We start from the raw sequence: 14,287 nt of genomic DNA, 5'->3' as shown, positions 1-14,287 counted from the left end.
GATTCAATTATTCAAAACAAACATATGTTGGACCACCCTTTTTATATGAAATGGTCAAAAGGGGAACTCACGAAAGAACAGTTACAAGCTTATGCAAAAGATTACTATCTGCATATCAAAGCTTTTCCGAAATATTTATCTGCTATTCATAGTCGCTGTGATGATTTAAAGGCTCGAAAGTTATTGTTAGATAACTTGATGGATGAAGAGAACGGTTATCCTAATCATATTGATTTATGGAAGCAGTTTGTTTTTGCCCTTGGCGTTTCTCCAGAAGAGTTAGAGGCGCATGAACCTAGTGAAGCAGCAAAAGCTAAGGTGGCAACGTTCATGCGATGGTGCACAGGGGATTCTCTGGCAGCAGGAGTTGCAGCTTTATATTCTTATGAGAGTCAGATTCCTTGTGTAGCTAAGGAGAAAATCCGAGGGCTGAAGGAGTTTTTTGGTTTTTCTCAACCAGAAGATTATGCTTATTTCACAGAGCATGAGGAAGCAGATGTTCGGCATGCTAGCGAAGAGCGGGCTTTGATTGAGATGTTATCCAAAGATGACAGCGAGCAAGTTTTAGAAGCTTCACGAGAAGTAACACAATCTTTGTATGGCTTTTTAGATTCCTTTTTAGAGCCTGCAGCTTGCTGCCATTGCCACAAACCCACGTGTTGTTAAGGTCGCGAGTTGTATCTGTTTGCCCCAGAACACGTGTTCTGGGGTTTTTCTTATAAAAGGCATGTAAAGCCGCTTTACATGTAGAGATAGATTCCTATTATGATGTTGTTAGGGAAGAGCATAGGTGCTTTCGCTGATGTGCCGGAGGGATGTTTAGTTGCGAACGATATTTCGCTACCGTACGACGAGCACAAGGAATTCCCTTCGCCAGAATTTTTTGGCTGATAGCCGCATCAGATAAGGGATGTTTTTCTGTAGAAATCCACTGATGTATCCAATGTAAGATAGTCGCTTTAGATTGATCGGGACAATTTCCAACAGCCTGTGGAAATAGCGATCGCATGGAGATCAAACCGATAGGAGTCGCGAGCATTTTATTATCAATCGCGCGACAAATTGTTGTTTCATGAAAAGAGAGTTCTTGAGCAACTTGTTTTACGGAAAAAGCTTTAGGATAAGAGCGTTTGTTAAGAAGAAATTCTTCTTGATAGGGGATTACAACTTGAAGGATAGCCAATAGGGTCTCTTCTCGTTTTTTTATGTTGCGAAGGAGATGTTTGGCAGAACGAATGTGTTGCGATAAATGGCCCTTATCATCTCGGGGAAGTGTGTCGTAAATGTGCAGCACGGAGGGGTTAAGTTTTATGGGAGGAAGAAAATCTTTGTTAATGGAGATTTCCCAAACAGCCTCTTGGGAAAAAGAAAGATAAGCATCTGGAAGAGCAGGATTGGGAGTTTTGTGTGAATGGGAAAAACCTGCAGCTGGACACCAGGGGATAGAAGCAAGAGCTTGTCTGAGAAAAGCGAGAATATCTGCTACGGGAATGCGCATTTTCTTAGAGATGGCGGCAAAATCACAACGAGCTAATCGGGAAAAGTGCTGACGGATAATCGTTAAAGCCTCTTTGTGAGAAGAACCTTCCAATAAAGATAACCAATAAGATTGTAAGGAAGGAGAGGCTATTCCTAAAGGATGCAATTGCTGAATACGATGCCAGATGGTTTGAAAAAGGAGCGGAGAGACTCCTAAATCTAAAGCTGAGAGAGAGGGGTCGTCCAGAAAAAATCCTTCCGGAGAAAGGTTCCCCACGATGTATTGCGCTATAATACGTTCTTGAGGAAGGGGAAAATGTTCCTCTATTTGTCGAAAAAGATGCGAGGAAAGCGTTTCGGTAAAAGGATGTTGGTCGTTAAGAGGAAAAAAGGAAAAGCTATCTGGTGGGGAGTCTAAAGAATCGAGATCGAAACAGGGATTGATGGTAATTTGCTGAGATACAAATGCAGAAAGATCAGCAACGGGCATCTGTAACATGTCCAACCCTTGTTGAATGTGTAAAGAAGGACAAAGCGTTACAGATGCTGTTCGATGCTGATGCAACATAGGTTAAACAAATTTTAAAAGAGCTCTAGGAAGCTCACTAATAAATCTGCTGGGGACCATTGTGCGTTCCGTTCCCCAAAGGAATCGGGTTTTTGCTCGAGATAAGTAAAGATACTCTTGTGCTCGGGTAATTCCCACGTAGCATAATCTCCGTTCCTCTTCAATATTTTCATGCATGCCTTTAGAGTTTGCATGGGGCAGTAAGTTCTCTTCGAGTCCAACAAGAAAGACTACAGGGAATTCTAACCCTTTACTATTGTGGATAGTCATGAGTTTGAGGCAATCATTGGAACTTGCAGTCTCATCTGCAGAGCTTTTTAAAGCCAAATCTTCTAAAAAGTTTGGAAGATTTTCGCTGCTTTTTCCCCATACCTGTGTTTCTGCTAGCAGCTGCTCTAGGTTGTTTTTTCTATCTTCATAAGTTTCGGGGTCTTCCTTAAGAGTGGAGAGGTAATCGGTAATACGAATAGTCTCATTGATAAATTCATGAAGCTCGCAGTTTCCGTAAAGCTGTTCCATTTGATGGAAATAGGTAAGGTATGTGAAGAGCCCTTGTTGTTGTTTTTTATTTAAGCGGATATTTTTTTTCTCCAAAACATCCCAGCACGCTTGTAGAATTGGTAGATCTTCGGTTTTCGCGTACTGCATAAGAGCTGCTAAGGTTGTGGGCCCAATGCCGCATTTCTTGAGTCCTACCGTACGTTCGAAAGCGGCCATATCATAGTTGTTGGAAAATAAACGCAAGAAAGCAAGGATATCTTGAATTTCTTGGCGTTTGTAGAAGGAAATTCCTCCTATAATTTCATAGGGATATCCCCGCTTGAGAAGAGCGGCTTCGAAGGATTGCGATTGAAAGTTGGTTCGATACAAAATGCACATATGAGACAGGGGGATGTCTTGGTACGCATGGAGATTAGAAATTTCGGTTAAAACCTGCTCCGCTTCGTCACGATCATTTTTTCCTGTGAAACAAAAAATTTTATCTCCAGGCCCTTTTACGCTGCGTAACGTTTTGTCTAGACGAGCGGAGTTATTTTTAATGAGAGCATTAGCAGCTTCAAGGATGGTTCCACAGGAACGATAGTTTTCTTCTAAACGAACGACTAAAGCCTTCGGATAGTCTTGTTCAAAGTTTAAAATATTAGAGATATTGGCGCCTCGCCAAGAGTATATGGATTGGTCCGGGTCACCAACAACAAAAATATTATTATGAGAAGCGGCGAGACGTTTAGCAATTAGGTATTGTGCGTGGTTGGTATCTTGGTACTCATCGATTAATAAAGCTTTCCAGAGGTTAGCATACTCTTGTTGGATTTCTGGCAAACGGAGAAGCTTTTCTGTTAAAAATAAAAGATCATCAAAGTCTAAAGCGTTTGCAGCGCGCAATTGTTCTTGGTATTCCTCGTAAACTGCACGAGCAGGGTCTGGGAACTCTCTAGGATCAAGATCCTCAGGATTTTGTAAGCGGTTCTTTGCCTGAGAGATCGTAAACTGCATGGCGCTGCAAAGCTTTTTATCGAGATTAAGTTTACGTAAACATTGCTTAATTAATTTTTCAGAATCCCCTTGGTCATAAATGGCAAAATTTTGCTGTCTATCTAACAATTGAATAGAGCGTCGAAGAATATAAACACCAAGGCTATGGAAGGTGCTCACCATGGGCACGCCTTTATGTTTTAAGGAATGGCATTGTGTTTGGACGCGTTCTTTCAGTTCATTTGCAGCTTTATTGGTGAAGGTAATCGCCAAAATTTGCTTTGGGTCTAGCTGAGCTTCTTCAATAAGATAAAGGATCCGATGAGATACTACTCTGGTTTTTCCTGCTCCGGCTCCTGCTAAAACAAGGACAGGTTGTAATGGCGCGGTAACGGCGGCAACTTGTGCTGCATTTAATTCTGATGTAAGCATACGTACGTAATATATTTTTTTCGGGTTCGAAGAAAATTTTCGAGAATGCATATACTCTGAGTGTCAGATAAAGGAGAGCTTATGCACGAGGCTTTTACTATAGAGCAACTCCCCCAGTCTTGGCAAGAACAGCTTAAAGATGAGTGGTCTCGGCCATATTGGTCTCAGTTGCTTGCTTTTTTAAAGAGCGAGTATGCAAGAACCACTGTTTATCCTAAAAAAGAGTGCGTTTTTTCTGCTCTGCAAAGCACTCCTTTTGATCAAGTGCAGGTGGTTATTCTTGGACAGGATCCTTATCATGGAGAGGGGCAAGCACACGGGTTAAGTTTCAGTGTTCCAGAGGGGCAGGCTTTACCGCCTTCTTTAAAAAATATTTTTCGAGAATTGCAAACAGACTTGGGGATTCATAATAAAATCGGCTGCTTGCAAACATGGGCAGATCAGGGAGTTCTTCTTTTGAATACGGTATTAACGGTTCGCGCTGGAGAAGCCTTCTCTCATGCGGGACAAGGATGGGAACATTTTACTGATGCGATCGTCTCTAAGTTAATTTTAAATAGAAAGCACATTATTTTTGTTTTATGGGGAAGCGCTGCAAAGAAAAAATGCGACCTTCTTTTTCAGACTAAGCATCAACATGCTGTTCTCGCTTGTCCGCATCCTTCTCCATTAGCTGCGCACAGAGGATTCTTTGGGTGTTGCCACTTTTCAAAAATTAACTATCTGCTTAAAAAACAGGGAAAGCCGATGATTAATTGGAAGACAGGATGATCGACGGAGTTCAAATTTGTTTTTTAGGGGCGACACGTCGCCTTACCGCGAAGTCTGCAGTGAGCCTGGAGATGCCTTTAACAACCCCGAATCTGCAAGAAGGCGCATTGGCAAATGCGAAGCTCGAAGCAGATTTTATTCGAGCAGAACAGATTCTTTCTGAGATGCAAGAAATCCGCGCCAGTCTGGAACGGTCTCTAGAGACACTCGTTCCTGGCGAGTAAATGATTAGAGAGGGCCGTTTCTACATAAGGTTGTAGTTTCACCAAGGCTTTTGCTCTATGAGAGACTTGGTTTTTAATCTCCTCAGGAAGTTCTGCGTACGTTTGCTTATAATCGTGTTTTAAAAATAACGGATCATATCCGAACCCAGAAGAGCCTCTTTCCTCAAAAACAATAGTTCCTTCGCAGGAAGCGAAAGCTTTGTAGATTTTGCCAAAAGGCGATATTAAAGCCACACAACATTCAAAATACGCGGAACGATCAAGAGGATTTTCTAAAGAAAGCATGCTTTCTAAAAGTTTTTTGCGATGATCTTTATCACTTGCTTTTTCCCCTGCAAAAGAAGAGGTGCGTTTCCCTGGAAGGCCGCCTAAAGCTGGAATAGTCAACATGGAATCATCGGCTATAGTCCAACAACGAAAAGTTTGGGCAGCAAAAATCCCTTTCTGAATAGCGTTTTCTTCCGGAGTTTCTCCGGTCTCCTTTGGGGGAAGGTAGGAAGGATGATCTACCAAAGAAAAAATATCAAACTCTCCTATTTTTTTTAGAAAAGCTTTGGTTTCGCGTACCTTATATCCATGAGAACTGGCTATAAGAATTTTCATAAAAATCCTTCGGATAACAAAAAGAAATTTTAGCTCTGTATAGGAGCCTTGGCAAAATGATAGCGTTGACAAGAATTTTCTTTCACTAAGCTTTTTTCCATTAAGAGATTTGTATAATAGGGTTGCTGTAGATCAAAAAAGCAAAAACAAGGAAGATACATTTGTTTACTAAAGTGGCCATTCAAGGGAGAGTATGAAGACCATTTGTAAGCTGACAATAGTCGCCTTGTTGTTTCCTTGTATGGGCTATACTTGTGTTCGGGTCGGCTTGGAACGCATTTTTCAAGAAAGGCAATATCTTGAAAAAATTCGAGGTAAGCGGATTGCTTTAATTTCTCATAGCGCAGCTATCAATCGACAAGGAGAACATTCGCTGAGTGTATTTGACAAGCATAAAGAGGTTTGCAAACTTAGCGCTTTGTGTACGTTGGAGCATGGTTATTTCGGAGCATCGATAGCAGAGACGCCGGGATATGATCCTGTGTTAGCGGACATTCCTGTTGTTTCTCTGTTTGCCTCTAAAGAAATTCCCTCAGAGGTTATTGAGGCTTGCGATGTTTTTGTATACGATGTTCAAGATATTGGTGTGCGTTCGTATTCATTTATTTCCGCATTATTGCAAGTAGTCAAAGCTTCAGAGAGTAGCCAAAAAGAATTAATCGTTTTGGATCGTCCTAATCCCATGGGAGGGAATATGGTCGATGGCCCTTTACCAGATAAAGGGGTTTTACCAGCTATTCCTTATTGTTACGGGATGACTCCCGGAGAACTTGCCTTATTGTATCGTGCCTGGTACGCGCCCAATGCACAAATCACTGTCGTTCCAATGCAGGGCTGGAAGCGTTCGATGACATTTGCTGATACAGGATTGGTTTGGGTGCCCACAAGTCCTCAAGTGCCAGATTCACAGTCTGCGTATTTTTATGCTGCGACAGGTGTTATAGGGGCATTATCTATCACAAATATAGGAATAGGATACACGCTTCCTTTTAAAGTTATCGGCGCTCCGTGGATGGACGGCTGTAAGGTTGCTCAAGAGCTCAATAAAGCGCGGCTTCCTGGGGTCCAGTTCCTTCCTTTTATGTATGAGCCGTTTTTTGGAAAATTTAAAATGGAGATTTGCTCCGGAGTTTTGTTGGTGCTTCAGGATCCGAAAGTGTTTCTGCCTATGGAAACGCAAAGCGTTATTTTAGGGGTTTTGAAAACTCTGTATCCTAAAGAAGTGGAGCAAGCGTTTCTTTTGTTAGATAGGCTGGCTCCTAGACGTAAAGCCATCCTATCTCTATTGGGATGTGCGGAATTCTTGGATGTTTGTTTACAAAAAAAATATATTACATGGCCTTTGAGAACGCTGTGTGTTGAGGGAAGAAGGTCTTTTAAAGAGGCTCGGCAATCATTTTTACTCGCAGAATATGCGCAATAGCTTTAGACAAAGGAAATTTGACAAGAATAAATAGCCTTTCTATATCCGAGTCAAAAGACTGCAGCTGATAGAGGGACTGGTGTGGCCAATAGTTTTCGTAATCAAAAACAGGGTCTACAGGCAGTTCTCCGAGCCGCTCGTGTAATATCGCAAATGTTTTCTCAAACAATCGGACCATATGGATATGGAACGATTGTTCATCATGTTTCGCCCCCAAAAATTACTCACGATAGCCAAAGAATGCTTAAAGACTTTGTCTTGCCGGACGTTTTTGAAAATTTAGGGGTTAAACTGATCCGAGATGCTGTTTTGCAAACACGCAACCGATTCGGAGACGGAGCAAAAACAACGGCATTGTTAATCGAAGCTTTGCTAGAAGAAGGAATAGCAAGTATTCAACAGGGGATCGATCCGCAAGAGTTCCTTCGAGGAATGCTGTTTGCGGAAAAGCACCTGCAAGAAATTTTTTCTAGAGAAACCTTCTCGATAACAGACCCAGAACATTTGGTATGCGTGTCCAGTATAGCTCGTCGGTTCCATCCTGACGTAGCTACTGTTTTGTCCAATGCCGTTCGCTACGGGGGAAAGAATGGCTATTATATTTTGGAAGAGACTGGGGGAAAAAGCGAGCATTGGTTCGCAGAAGAGCATGCTGTGTGGGATTTTGGTTATGCTTCCCCCTATTTCATTACTCATGCTGAAACAGGAACTGTAGAGTATAGTCAAGTTTATATTCTGGTTAGTGAAAGCCCGCTGCATTCTTTAGATTCTTCTTTTGTATCTTTTCTTGAAGCGGTTGTACAGGCAGGGAAAACGCCTCTGATTATTTTAGCAGAGGCTTTTGATCGAGAGCTGTTGACTATGTTGGAAATTAATCACATGGAAGGAGGGTTCCCTGTATGTGCTGTGCGAGTGGGAGGGAAGCATGCTCGAGAATCTTTAGAAGATATAGCGGTATTGACTGGGGCAAGTCTATTATCAGAAGTTTCTTTGAAAAAAGATCACCAAGAGATCATGACCCATTGCTTAGGATTCGTAGAGGGGATTTGTATTTCTTCAACGAGCTTTTGTATTCCTAGGGAAGTAAAAAATGAGAAGAGATGGGCCGAGCATTGTTCCTTGTTGCAGGATAAATTGGAGCATTTACACGGAGAAGAAGCTCGCGAAAGCTTAAGAAAGCGATTAGCTAGGATCTCGTTAGGAGAAGTGCGAATTTGTCTTACTGAGAAATCTCTTCATCAAGAAGAGTTAGCCTATATCACCTCTTCTGTACAAGCAATGACAGAATGTTTGCGATCTGGCTGTTTGCCTGGAGGGGGGTGTTCATTCATTCGTGCTGCTCGAGAAATTTCTGTGCCGGAATCTCTTTCTTTTGGTGAGCAGGAGGGTTTTATTGCTGTTCTTCGAGCTGTCGAAAGCCCCTTTCGTGCTATCGTTGCCAAAAGTGGCAGAACGGTGGAGGAGGTGTTTTCTCAAGTATTTTCTCATGCGGATTGGCGTGTAGGATTTAACGGGCTTTCGGGAGCAATAGAAGATGTTGTTGCTCAAGGAATTTGTGATGGGGCGTCCTGTGTTCAGCATACTTTGAGTCATGCGGTAGGGACTGTGGGGGCGTTATTAACCTCGGCCTTATTTTTTGCCTCACAGGAGGCCGTTTTGGGGGAAGAATTGCCAGAGGAATAGAAAAGATAACAGTAAAACAATCTTTAAATCTTGGTTTTTTTCTTTTTCCAAGGAGATTTTCTTGATCATTTAGCAAAAGCTCGGTATTCTTCTGCCCTGTAGTTTTCTGTGCACCAGTAGCTCAGTGGATAGAGTACCTGGCTACGAACCAGGTGGTCAGAGGTTCAAATCCTCTCTGGTGCGTTTTTTTTCTTTCTGGGAGGCATAACATGGGATCTCTAGTTGGAAAACAAGCTCCGCTTTTTTCGGGCAAAGCTGTTGTGCGCGGGGAGGAGAAAGTCCTTTCTTTAGCGGATTTCCGAGGCAAGTATGTTGTCCTCTTCTTTTATCCTAAAGATTTTACTTATGTTTGCCCAACAGAGTTGCATGCGTTTCAAGATAAATTAACTGATTTTGAAGAGCGTGGAGCTGTTGTTATTGGATGTTCAGTCGATGATGCAGAAACGCATGCTCGCTGGCTGACGGTGGAAAGAAATGCCGGTGGAATACAAGGAACCGAGTATCCTTTGCTAGCCGATGATTCTTTGGAAATTTCTAAAATGTTTGGGGTTCTGAATCCGGAAGGCACGCTTGCTTTGAGAGCGACTTTTCTAATCGATAAGCAAGGGGTTGTTCGACACGCAGTGGTCAATGATCTTCCTTTGGGACGTTCTATAGATGAAGAAATCCGTATTTTAGATTCATTGATTTTCTTTGAGAATCATGGAATGGTCTGCCCAGCTAATTGGCGTTCTGGGGAGCGCGGCATGGTTCCTTCCGAAGAGGGATTAAAGGAATATTTCCAGACCGTGGATTAAGAGTCTTTAAAGGTTAGGAAATCGTAAAGGTCCTGATCAGAGAAGAGCAGGATGCTTTTTAATCTTCGGCATAGGGCTAGAGAGGCTTCAATGATGTTGTAGTCTCCTACTCCTGGCAGAGCTAGTGCGATGATGTTTGTCGGAGGGCTTTGCGTACTCAGAAAATGAAGCCCAAAGAAGTAGCTGTCGATAAAAAATCCTTCTTCTTTTACTCGAAAGAAGAGGATGTTGTATCCCTGCATGATAGCTCGCACGGCTAGTGAAATTCCGGAGGGAGAATCCCTCCCATGCCCCAGATTGGTATGCAGATCTGTTAATGAAGAACAGAGGTACCCAGCATCAAAGCTTCCTTTCTCTGCTTCGCCGAACACAGCAACAGTAAATTTCATCCCACATAATAGTTGATTCCTTAATTTCGGATCCTACAGTAGCCTTTGTTTATTATCTAGGGTAGAGCTGTTATTTCTTTTTCGGAAGACGAAGTCTTTGATCTGTAAAAATAGCGTCCGAGTTCAGTTTATTAAGTTTTTTTAACTCCACAACAGGAATATTGTATTTACTTGCGATCTTGCTCAGAGTTTCTCCCTGCTTAACAATATGAATGTGTTCCGGAGTTTCTCCTGCTAAGAAATCAATATAGTTTTCTGGGGAAGAGCCATCAACTAGGGCTTGTAAAGAGTTGCGAAGAGCTCGTAAATTTTGAGCTAAATTTTTTTGCTCTCGTTGGATTTCTTGTAATTTATTGTGTACAGATGATCGGATATCCTCGATAGACTGTGACAGAACAGAGAGCGTTTTCGTTAAAGCTTTTTGATCGATCTCGAGACGTTGCACTTGTCGAGGAAGATTATGGTCCTGAGCAGATGAAAGTTGTTGGAGTTTAGTGTCCTGTTCATCTAGCCGTTCTGAGAGCATGACAAGCTCATTCTGATGGGCGTGTAAACGAGATGAAGTGTCTTCCATTTCTGCGAGAAGAACCTGCAAGGACGGCGCTTTCCCTGCGCCGTAAGCAGAATAGCCAAATCCCATAAGGGCAATTAAAAATAAGCGACTAACGAACATGGATTTTAAATTCGGTACGACGATTTTGTTGCCAGGCAAGTTCATTATGCCCAGGATGAACAGGATGTTCTTTGCCATAAGAAATAGTGAATAAGCGATCAGCAGCAATCCCTTGTTTGATAAGATATTGTTTTACTGCATTCGCACGACGAGCTCCCAAAGCTAAATTATAAGCCGCAGCGCCTCGCTCATCAGTATGCCCCTCTATATACAAAGTGGCTTTGGGAGATTTATGCAAATGACGCACTAGGCTGGCAAGAATAGTTAGGTTATCCTCGCCTTTGATAGAATAGCTATCTGTAGCAAAAGTGATATTGCGGAAAGAAGTGCTTTGTGCGCTCGTTTTGTAAAGCTGCTCTTCTTTAGAATCGAAATCTTCAACAAAGGCTTGTTGTATTTCTTCATCCGAATAAAACGGAACAAAGCCGAAGGAGGATTTACGCGGTCTTGCAGAATCGCACCCATGACGCTCCCAATCTCTACAAGGATACGAGCATGAAGAAAGGAAAAAAAGGGAAAACAATAAATAAAACGCTTTAAAAATGGGCTTTCTCATGATGCTTTCTTTATGTGTTGCGAAGGAAAAGCTCCCCAGCAAGGGAAACGTTTTTCTCCAGATCCTATAACAATTTTCTTACTTTTTTTGGTAATTAGGCTCAGCAGAAACAGTTCGGATGTGTGGGCAGATCCGGCGCTATAAACAAGGTGGTTGCTATCAGCAGCCCAAGAAGGGCTTTCTTTGTGGTCTGCGGAGGTGGTTAATTGCTCATCTTTCCCTGAAGCGAGATCATACACACAAATTTGACGGACGCCTTTAATCACTGAGCAGAAGGCTATCTTTTTACCATCAGGGGACCATGTCGGGCAACTGCTATTTCGATATTTTTTCGTAAGCAGGCGAGGAGGATGTTGTTCCGGAGAGATTTGCATCTGGTAAATACGAGGCGTTCCATCTTTATTGGAGACGAAAACGAGGCGTGTACCATCAGGGCTGAAAGAAGGGTTCCCCTGCGTTCCAAAAGTTTCATTAAGAAGCTTTTTAGGAGTGCCGATAGCTCCTGTAGCGAGGGAAAATGGTTGTACAAATAGATCAGGGTTTCCATCTCGATCAGAAATAAAGGCAAGGAGCTTAGTTTTGGGAGAAAAGACCGGCATAAACTGGTTCCCTTGCATAGCAAGAATCTTTTTTCCAGCAGGCTGACTGAGAGTATTCAGGAAGATTTTAGGAACGCCTAATTTATATGAAACATAAATATATGCAGGAATATGACCGATATGCATCCATGCAGGAGTTATGGATAAGGAATGTTCGCTAGTAAGAGGTGCGAGGTGTTGTCCATCATAATCTACAGACCAAATCTCACCTTGTTTTAGCTCTGAGGAAGCGTCTGTAGAGCATAGGGAAAAAAGAATTTTCCCAGAACTGATTCCAGGGATGCGTGTAAGAAGAAAATGAATACGATCAGCAGCCTCATGAATAGTTTGATGGTCTTTAGAAGGATCTCCAGAGAGCTCTAAAGAAAAAATCTTTTGAGAGGCCTTCCCATCCCTTTTGAAAGAAAAAATCAGCTCGGGGTAGCAAGCTTCTATAAAAATGGTCAAAGGAGCTATCTCTGAGGTTGGGGCTAGAAGGTCTCCTAAGGCCAAGTCTCGAGCAAATAAGTCTCGAAGAGACTTAAGATAAGCATCTTGTTTTGTATTTTTGGGAGAAGAGAGTAGCGAGATATTGACGGGGAGAAGAGAAGTTTCTGCTCGAACGTGAATTTCTAAGTCTTTGCAGTGAAGGATAGAAGGGAGTAGACAGAGTAGACATAGAAAAGAACGGAGAAACACAACAGAGCCTTTCATCAAGCAGAACTTCCCTGCAGTCTAATATGAAAAGTGATATTTTTCGAGGGTTTGTATGTATTAAAGAAAGATTGGAAAGGGATTTTCTGAATTTGTGAAAGCAGGCGTTGTTTATCTGTCGGACTAATAGAAGAAAGAATAGAACACTGTACAAGCGCCCCTTCTTTAGAAAATTCCAATTTAAGGCGGATTTCTCCAGGGAAAGGCAGACAGACATATTGCTGAAAGAGCGCACAAAAAGCTTCTTGTTGATAGGCGCTTTCTGCAGAAACCTGGACCTGCATTGGCGGCAAGGAGAGTTGGGTAATATGAGATTCTTGTGCTTCCGCATCCTTCGCAAGTTGATTCGCCAGCTGAGCCAGTTTTTTTAGCGTTGCTAGCTTCTTTTCTTGAGAAGCTTGAGAGGGTTTAGAAGAAATAGGAGCTTGAGAGGGCTTGGATGAAGAAGGGGGCTCAGGAGGTTTTGTGGAGTGTTTTTTTTCTGATGGAGGAACTTTTGGCTTGGGAGTCGGACTTGGTTGTGCAGCCGGGGACACAACAACGGGTGTTTGGCAAGTGATTTTCGGATCCACGGGGAAAGAAACGATTCGTTCCTTAAAAGAGCGCAATTTCGGTTTGGGGGTTTGAGGTGAAGAAAGCAATAGCGCTCCTCCAAGAGCGATATGGATGATTATAGCGGCGCAAAAAAATGGAAAGTAGTGAGATGAAGGCATGATTAGTTTTTTAAAGCAATGTGAAGTTCTTGAAAACCTGCTTCTTCGATCGTCGACTTGATTTCTTGGTATAGTTTAAAAGTTGTGTCTCCATCCTGTAGGAGTAAGGGGATCATCTGCGAGTTTTGAGTATGCATGATGGCGAGTTGAGAGCGAAGCTCTTGGAGAGAAACTGGAGCATCATTGAGCGTAATCGTGTGGTTTCGGAAAACTTTTATTTCCGGTTGTGTCAACTCATGTTGCTGCAAAGGTCTGTGAGAAGAGGTTCCTGGAGCCAAAGAGATGGAATCGATTTTAATGAGTGGCATAGCAATCATAAATGCCATAAGGATCACAAAAACAATATCAATAAGGGGGGTAAGATTCACATTAGGATCTTCTTCTAGATCTTCATGAAAGAAGCGTTTCATAAGCCTGTTTGTCGGTATTTGACTTCAATGGAGTTGAGTAGAAGAAAGGCGATCTGTTCGATTTCTAGAGAAACTTGGGAGGCGTGAGCGCGGAGATAGTTGAAACCGACCAAAGAGGGAATTGCGACAAATAATCCCACAATGGTTGTTCCTAAGGCTGTCGCTAAGCCTTCCATCATGACGGTTCCATTGGCTTGCCCGGAACTGATATGCGCAAAAGCTAACAGAATCCCCCAAACGGTGCCTAATAATCCTAAAAAAGGCGCGAGACTGATAGTTGTGGCAGGAATGAAATTGTTTTTATGTAAAAGAACTCGATATTTTGGCATCACAGCATGGAAAAGGGTTTCTAAAGACTGAATGTCTTCTCTAGAAAGCATGGGGGTCTGTTCTGGGGTATGCTGTCTATTTTTATCCAGCAACTCTAATGTGCCGCGTTTAATGGTAAAATAGAGATCGGTAAAAGGAGTTGATTCGGGATGGATATCTAAAGACAGGGGGGCATGACGATTTTTTATTAAAAATTCTTTTAAAGATTTTCCTGATTTTAGAAATTTCTTTTGAATGGTGAGTTTTTGGTGAAGGACCGTCCATGTACATACAGAAAGGGCGAACAGCGAGAAAAAAATCACCTTTCCAAAAAGATCGGCTTCCTGAAAGGATTGGATAATGGGATTATTTGCGGGTTGGAACATAAGGACATAGACCTAACCAACGAGTTCCTAGACGATCCTAACAAATTTCTTGTATAGAACCAAGATCCTTTTTGGTGTGTAATGTATTGCAAAAACAAAAACA

General features: G+C 42.3%; 16 protein-coding genes and 1 tRNA gene. 7 read left to right on the top strand and 10 right to left on the bottom strand.

Going from position 1 to position 14,287, the window contains the following annotated elements; translation table 11 throughout:
* The first annotated feature begins 24 nt into the window (after positions 1 to 24).
* The gene (locus B6E89_RS03320) at positions 25 to 666 is read left to right on the top strand and encodes a CADD family putative folate metabolism protein (protein WP_231909337.1); all 642 of its coding nucleotides are present in this window, start codon (positions 25 to 27) and stop codon (positions 664 to 666) included.
* 97 nt (positions 667 to 763) lie between these two features.
* Here the strand turns inward: B6E89_RS03320 and rpoN are convergent, their stop codons facing one another.
* Together rpoN and B6E89_RS03310 are read right to left on the bottom strand one after the other, a co-directional pair.
* A complete protein-coding gene (gene rpoN / locus B6E89_RS03315) occupies positions 764 to 2,047 on the bottom strand; it encodes an RNA polymerase factor sigma-54 (protein WP_080132661.1) in 1,284 nt (427 codons plus the stop codon).
* Between the two features lie 3 nt (positions 2,048 to 2,050).
* Positions 2,051 to 3,955, bottom strand: a complete 1,905-nt coding sequence (locus B6E89_RS03310; RefSeq protein WP_080126737.1) for an ATP-dependent helicase — start codon at positions 3,953 to 3,955, stop codon at positions 2,051 to 2,053.
* 81 nt (positions 3,956 to 4,036) lie between these two features.
* Between B6E89_RS03310 and ung the strand changes: the two genes are divergently transcribed.
* Entirely contained in the window at positions 4,037 to 4,726 is a 690-nt protein-coding gene (gene ung / locus B6E89_RS03305) for a uracil-DNA glycosylase (RefSeq protein WP_080124053.1), read from the top strand.
* Positions 4,711 to 4,950, top strand: a complete 240-nt coding sequence (locus B6E89_RS03300) for a hypothetical protein (protein ID WP_087878140.1) — start codon at positions 4,711 to 4,713, stop codon at positions 4,948 to 4,950. Before ung ends, B6E89_RS03300 begins: the two co-directional genes overlap by 16 nt.
* Here the strand turns inward: B6E89_RS03300 and B6E89_RS03295 are convergent.
* Positions 4,924 to 5,553, bottom strand: a complete 630-nt coding sequence (locus B6E89_RS03295) for a non-canonical purine NTP pyrophosphatase (protein ID WP_035407145.1) — start codon at positions 5,551 to 5,553, stop codon at positions 4,924 to 4,926. The two genes, B6E89_RS03300 and B6E89_RS03295, sit on opposite strands and share 27 nt — an antisense overlap.
* 193 nt (positions 5,554 to 5,746) lie before the next feature.
* Between B6E89_RS03295 and B6E89_RS03290 the strand changes: the two genes are divergently transcribed.
* From B6E89_RS03290 to B6E89_RS03275, 4 genes are all read left to right on the top strand, one after another.
* On the top strand, positions 5,747 to 6,976 hold the full coding sequence (locus B6E89_RS03290) for a DUF1343 domain-containing protein (RefSeq protein ID WP_080132660.1): 1,230 nt from the start codon (positions 5,747 to 5,749) through the stop codon (positions 6,974 to 6,976).
* Positions 6,977 to 7,057: 81 nt separating this feature from the next.
* Positions 7,058 to 8,659, top strand: a complete 1,602-nt coding sequence (gene groEL2, locus B6E89_RS03285; protein WP_080133136.1) for a variant chaperonin GroEL2 — start codon at positions 7,058 to 7,060, stop codon at positions 8,657 to 8,659.
* A 110-nt stretch (positions 8,660 to 8,769) separates the two neighbouring features.
* Positions 8,770 to 8,842 (top strand) — tRNA-Arg (locus tag B6E89_RS03280).
* 26 nt (positions 8,843 to 8,868) lie between these two features.
* The gene (locus B6E89_RS03275; RefSeq protein WP_080125887.1) at positions 8,869 to 9,456 is read left to right on the top strand and encodes a peroxiredoxin; all 588 of its coding nucleotides are present in this window, start codon (positions 8,869 to 8,871) and stop codon (positions 9,454 to 9,456) included.
* Here B6E89_RS03275 and B6E89_RS03270 read toward each other — a convergent pair.
* The 7 genes from B6E89_RS03270 to B6E89_RS03240 form a co-directional block, all read right to left on the bottom strand.
* Positions 9,453 to 9,845: a hypothetical protein gene (locus tag B6E89_RS03270; protein ID WP_080123147.1), complete on the bottom strand. Its 393-nt coding sequence runs from the start codon at positions 9,843 to 9,845 to the stop codon at positions 9,453 to 9,455. The two genes, B6E89_RS03275 and B6E89_RS03270, sit on opposite strands and share 4 nt — an antisense overlap.
* A gap of 70 nt (positions 9,846 to 9,915) precedes the next feature.
* Positions 9,916 to 10,518 (bottom strand): muramidase family protein, encoded by a 603-nt coding sequence (locus B6E89_RS03265; RefSeq protein WP_080126733.1) that lies wholly within the window; start codon positions 10,516 to 10,518, stop codon positions 9,916 to 9,918.
* Positions 10,508 to 11,074 carry an OmpA family protein gene (locus B6E89_RS03260; RefSeq protein WP_035407041.1) on the bottom strand — a complete coding sequence of 189 codons (567 nt, stop codon included), beginning with the start codon at positions 11,072 to 11,074 and terminating at the stop codon, positions 10,508 to 10,510. Before B6E89_RS03260 ends, B6E89_RS03265 begins: the two co-directional genes overlap by 11 nt.
* Positions 11,071 to 12,366 (bottom strand): Tol-Pal system protein TolB, encoded by a 1,296-nt coding sequence (gene tolB / locus B6E89_RS03255; RefSeq protein ID WP_080123145.1) that lies wholly within the window; start codon positions 12,364 to 12,366, stop codon positions 11,071 to 11,073. Before tolB ends, B6E89_RS03260 begins: the two co-directional genes overlap by 4 nt.
* Complete coding sequence (locus B6E89_RS03250) at positions 12,366 to 13,079, bottom strand: inclusion-associated protein (protein ID WP_080133135.1); 714 nt, start codon at positions 13,077 to 13,079, stop codon at positions 12,366 to 12,368. Before B6E89_RS03250 ends, tolB begins: the two co-directional genes overlap by 1 nt.
* Positions 13,080 to 13,081: 2 nt before the next feature.
* A complete protein-coding gene (locus B6E89_RS03245) occupies positions 13,082 to 13,489 on the bottom strand; it encodes an ExbD/TolR family protein (RefSeq protein WP_080129110.1) in 408 nt (135 codons plus the stop codon).
* Entirely contained in the window at positions 13,486 to 14,184 is a 699-nt protein-coding gene (locus B6E89_RS03240; protein WP_035407032.1) for a MotA/TolQ/ExbB proton channel family protein, read from the bottom strand. Before B6E89_RS03240 ends, B6E89_RS03245 begins: the two co-directional genes overlap by 4 nt.
* Between the last annotated feature and the right edge of the window lie 103 nt (positions 14,185 to 14,287).

This window comes from Chlamydia suis (assembly GCF_900169085.1).
GTDB lineage: Bacteria > Chlamydiota > Chlamydiia > Chlamydiales > Chlamydiaceae > Chlamydia > Chlamydia suis.
This window is presented reverse-complemented; position numbering and strand designations above follow the sequence as displayed.

Excerpts from the sequence above, each read along its gene's own strand:
- B6E89_RS03320 (WP_231909337.1), top strand. The coding sequence starts at position 25 with ATGTTGGACCACCCTTTTTATATGAAATGGTCAAAAGGGGAACTCACG.
- rpoN (WP_080132661.1), bottom strand. The coding sequence starts at position 2,047 with ATGTTGCATCAGCATCGAACAGCATCTGTAACGCTTTGTCCTTCTTTA.
- B6E89_RS03310 (WP_080126737.1), bottom strand. The coding sequence starts at position 3,955 with ATGCTTACATCAGAATTAAATGCAGCACAAGTTGCCGCCGTTACCGCG.
- ung (WP_080124053.1), top strand. The coding sequence starts at position 4,037 with ATGCACGAGGCTTTTACTATAGAGCAACTCCCCCAGTCTTGGCAAGAA.
- B6E89_RS03295 (WP_035407145.1), bottom strand. The coding sequence starts at position 5,553 with ATGAAAATTCTTATAGCCAGTTCTCATGGATATAAGGTACGCGAAACC.
- B6E89_RS03290 (WP_080132660.1), top strand. The coding sequence starts at position 5,747 with ATGAAGACCATTTGTAAGCTGACAATAGTCGCCTTGTTGTTTCCTTGT.
- B6E89_RS03275 (WP_080125887.1), top strand. The coding sequence starts at position 8,869 with ATGGGATCTCTAGTTGGAAAACAAGCTCCGCTTTTTTCGGGCAAAGCT.
- B6E89_RS03270 (WP_080123147.1), bottom strand. The coding sequence starts at position 9,845 with ATGAAATTTACTGTTGCTGTGTTCGGCGAAGCAGAGAAAGGAAGCTTT.
- B6E89_RS03265 (WP_080126733.1), bottom strand. The coding sequence starts at position 10,518 with ATGTTCGTTAGTCGCTTATTTTTAATTGCCCTTATGGGATTTGGCTAT.
- B6E89_RS03260 (WP_035407041.1), bottom strand. The coding sequence starts at position 11,074 with ATGAGAAAGCCCATTTTTAAAGCGTTTTATTTATTGTTTTCCCTTTTT.
- tolB (WP_080123145.1), bottom strand. The coding sequence starts at position 12,366 with ATGAAAGGCTCTGTTGTGTTTCTCCGTTCTTTTCTATGTCTACTCTGT.
- B6E89_RS03250 (WP_080133135.1), bottom strand. The coding sequence starts at position 13,079 with ATGCCTTCATCTCACTACTTTCCATTTTTTTGCGCCGCTATAATCATC.
- B6E89_RS03245 (WP_080129110.1), bottom strand. The coding sequence starts at position 13,489 with ATGAAACGCTTCTTTCATGAAGATCTAGAAGAAGATCCTAATGTGAAT.
- B6E89_RS03240 (WP_035407032.1), bottom strand. The coding sequence starts at position 14,184 with ATGTTCCAACCCGCAAATAATCCCATTATCCAATCCTTTCAGGAAGCC.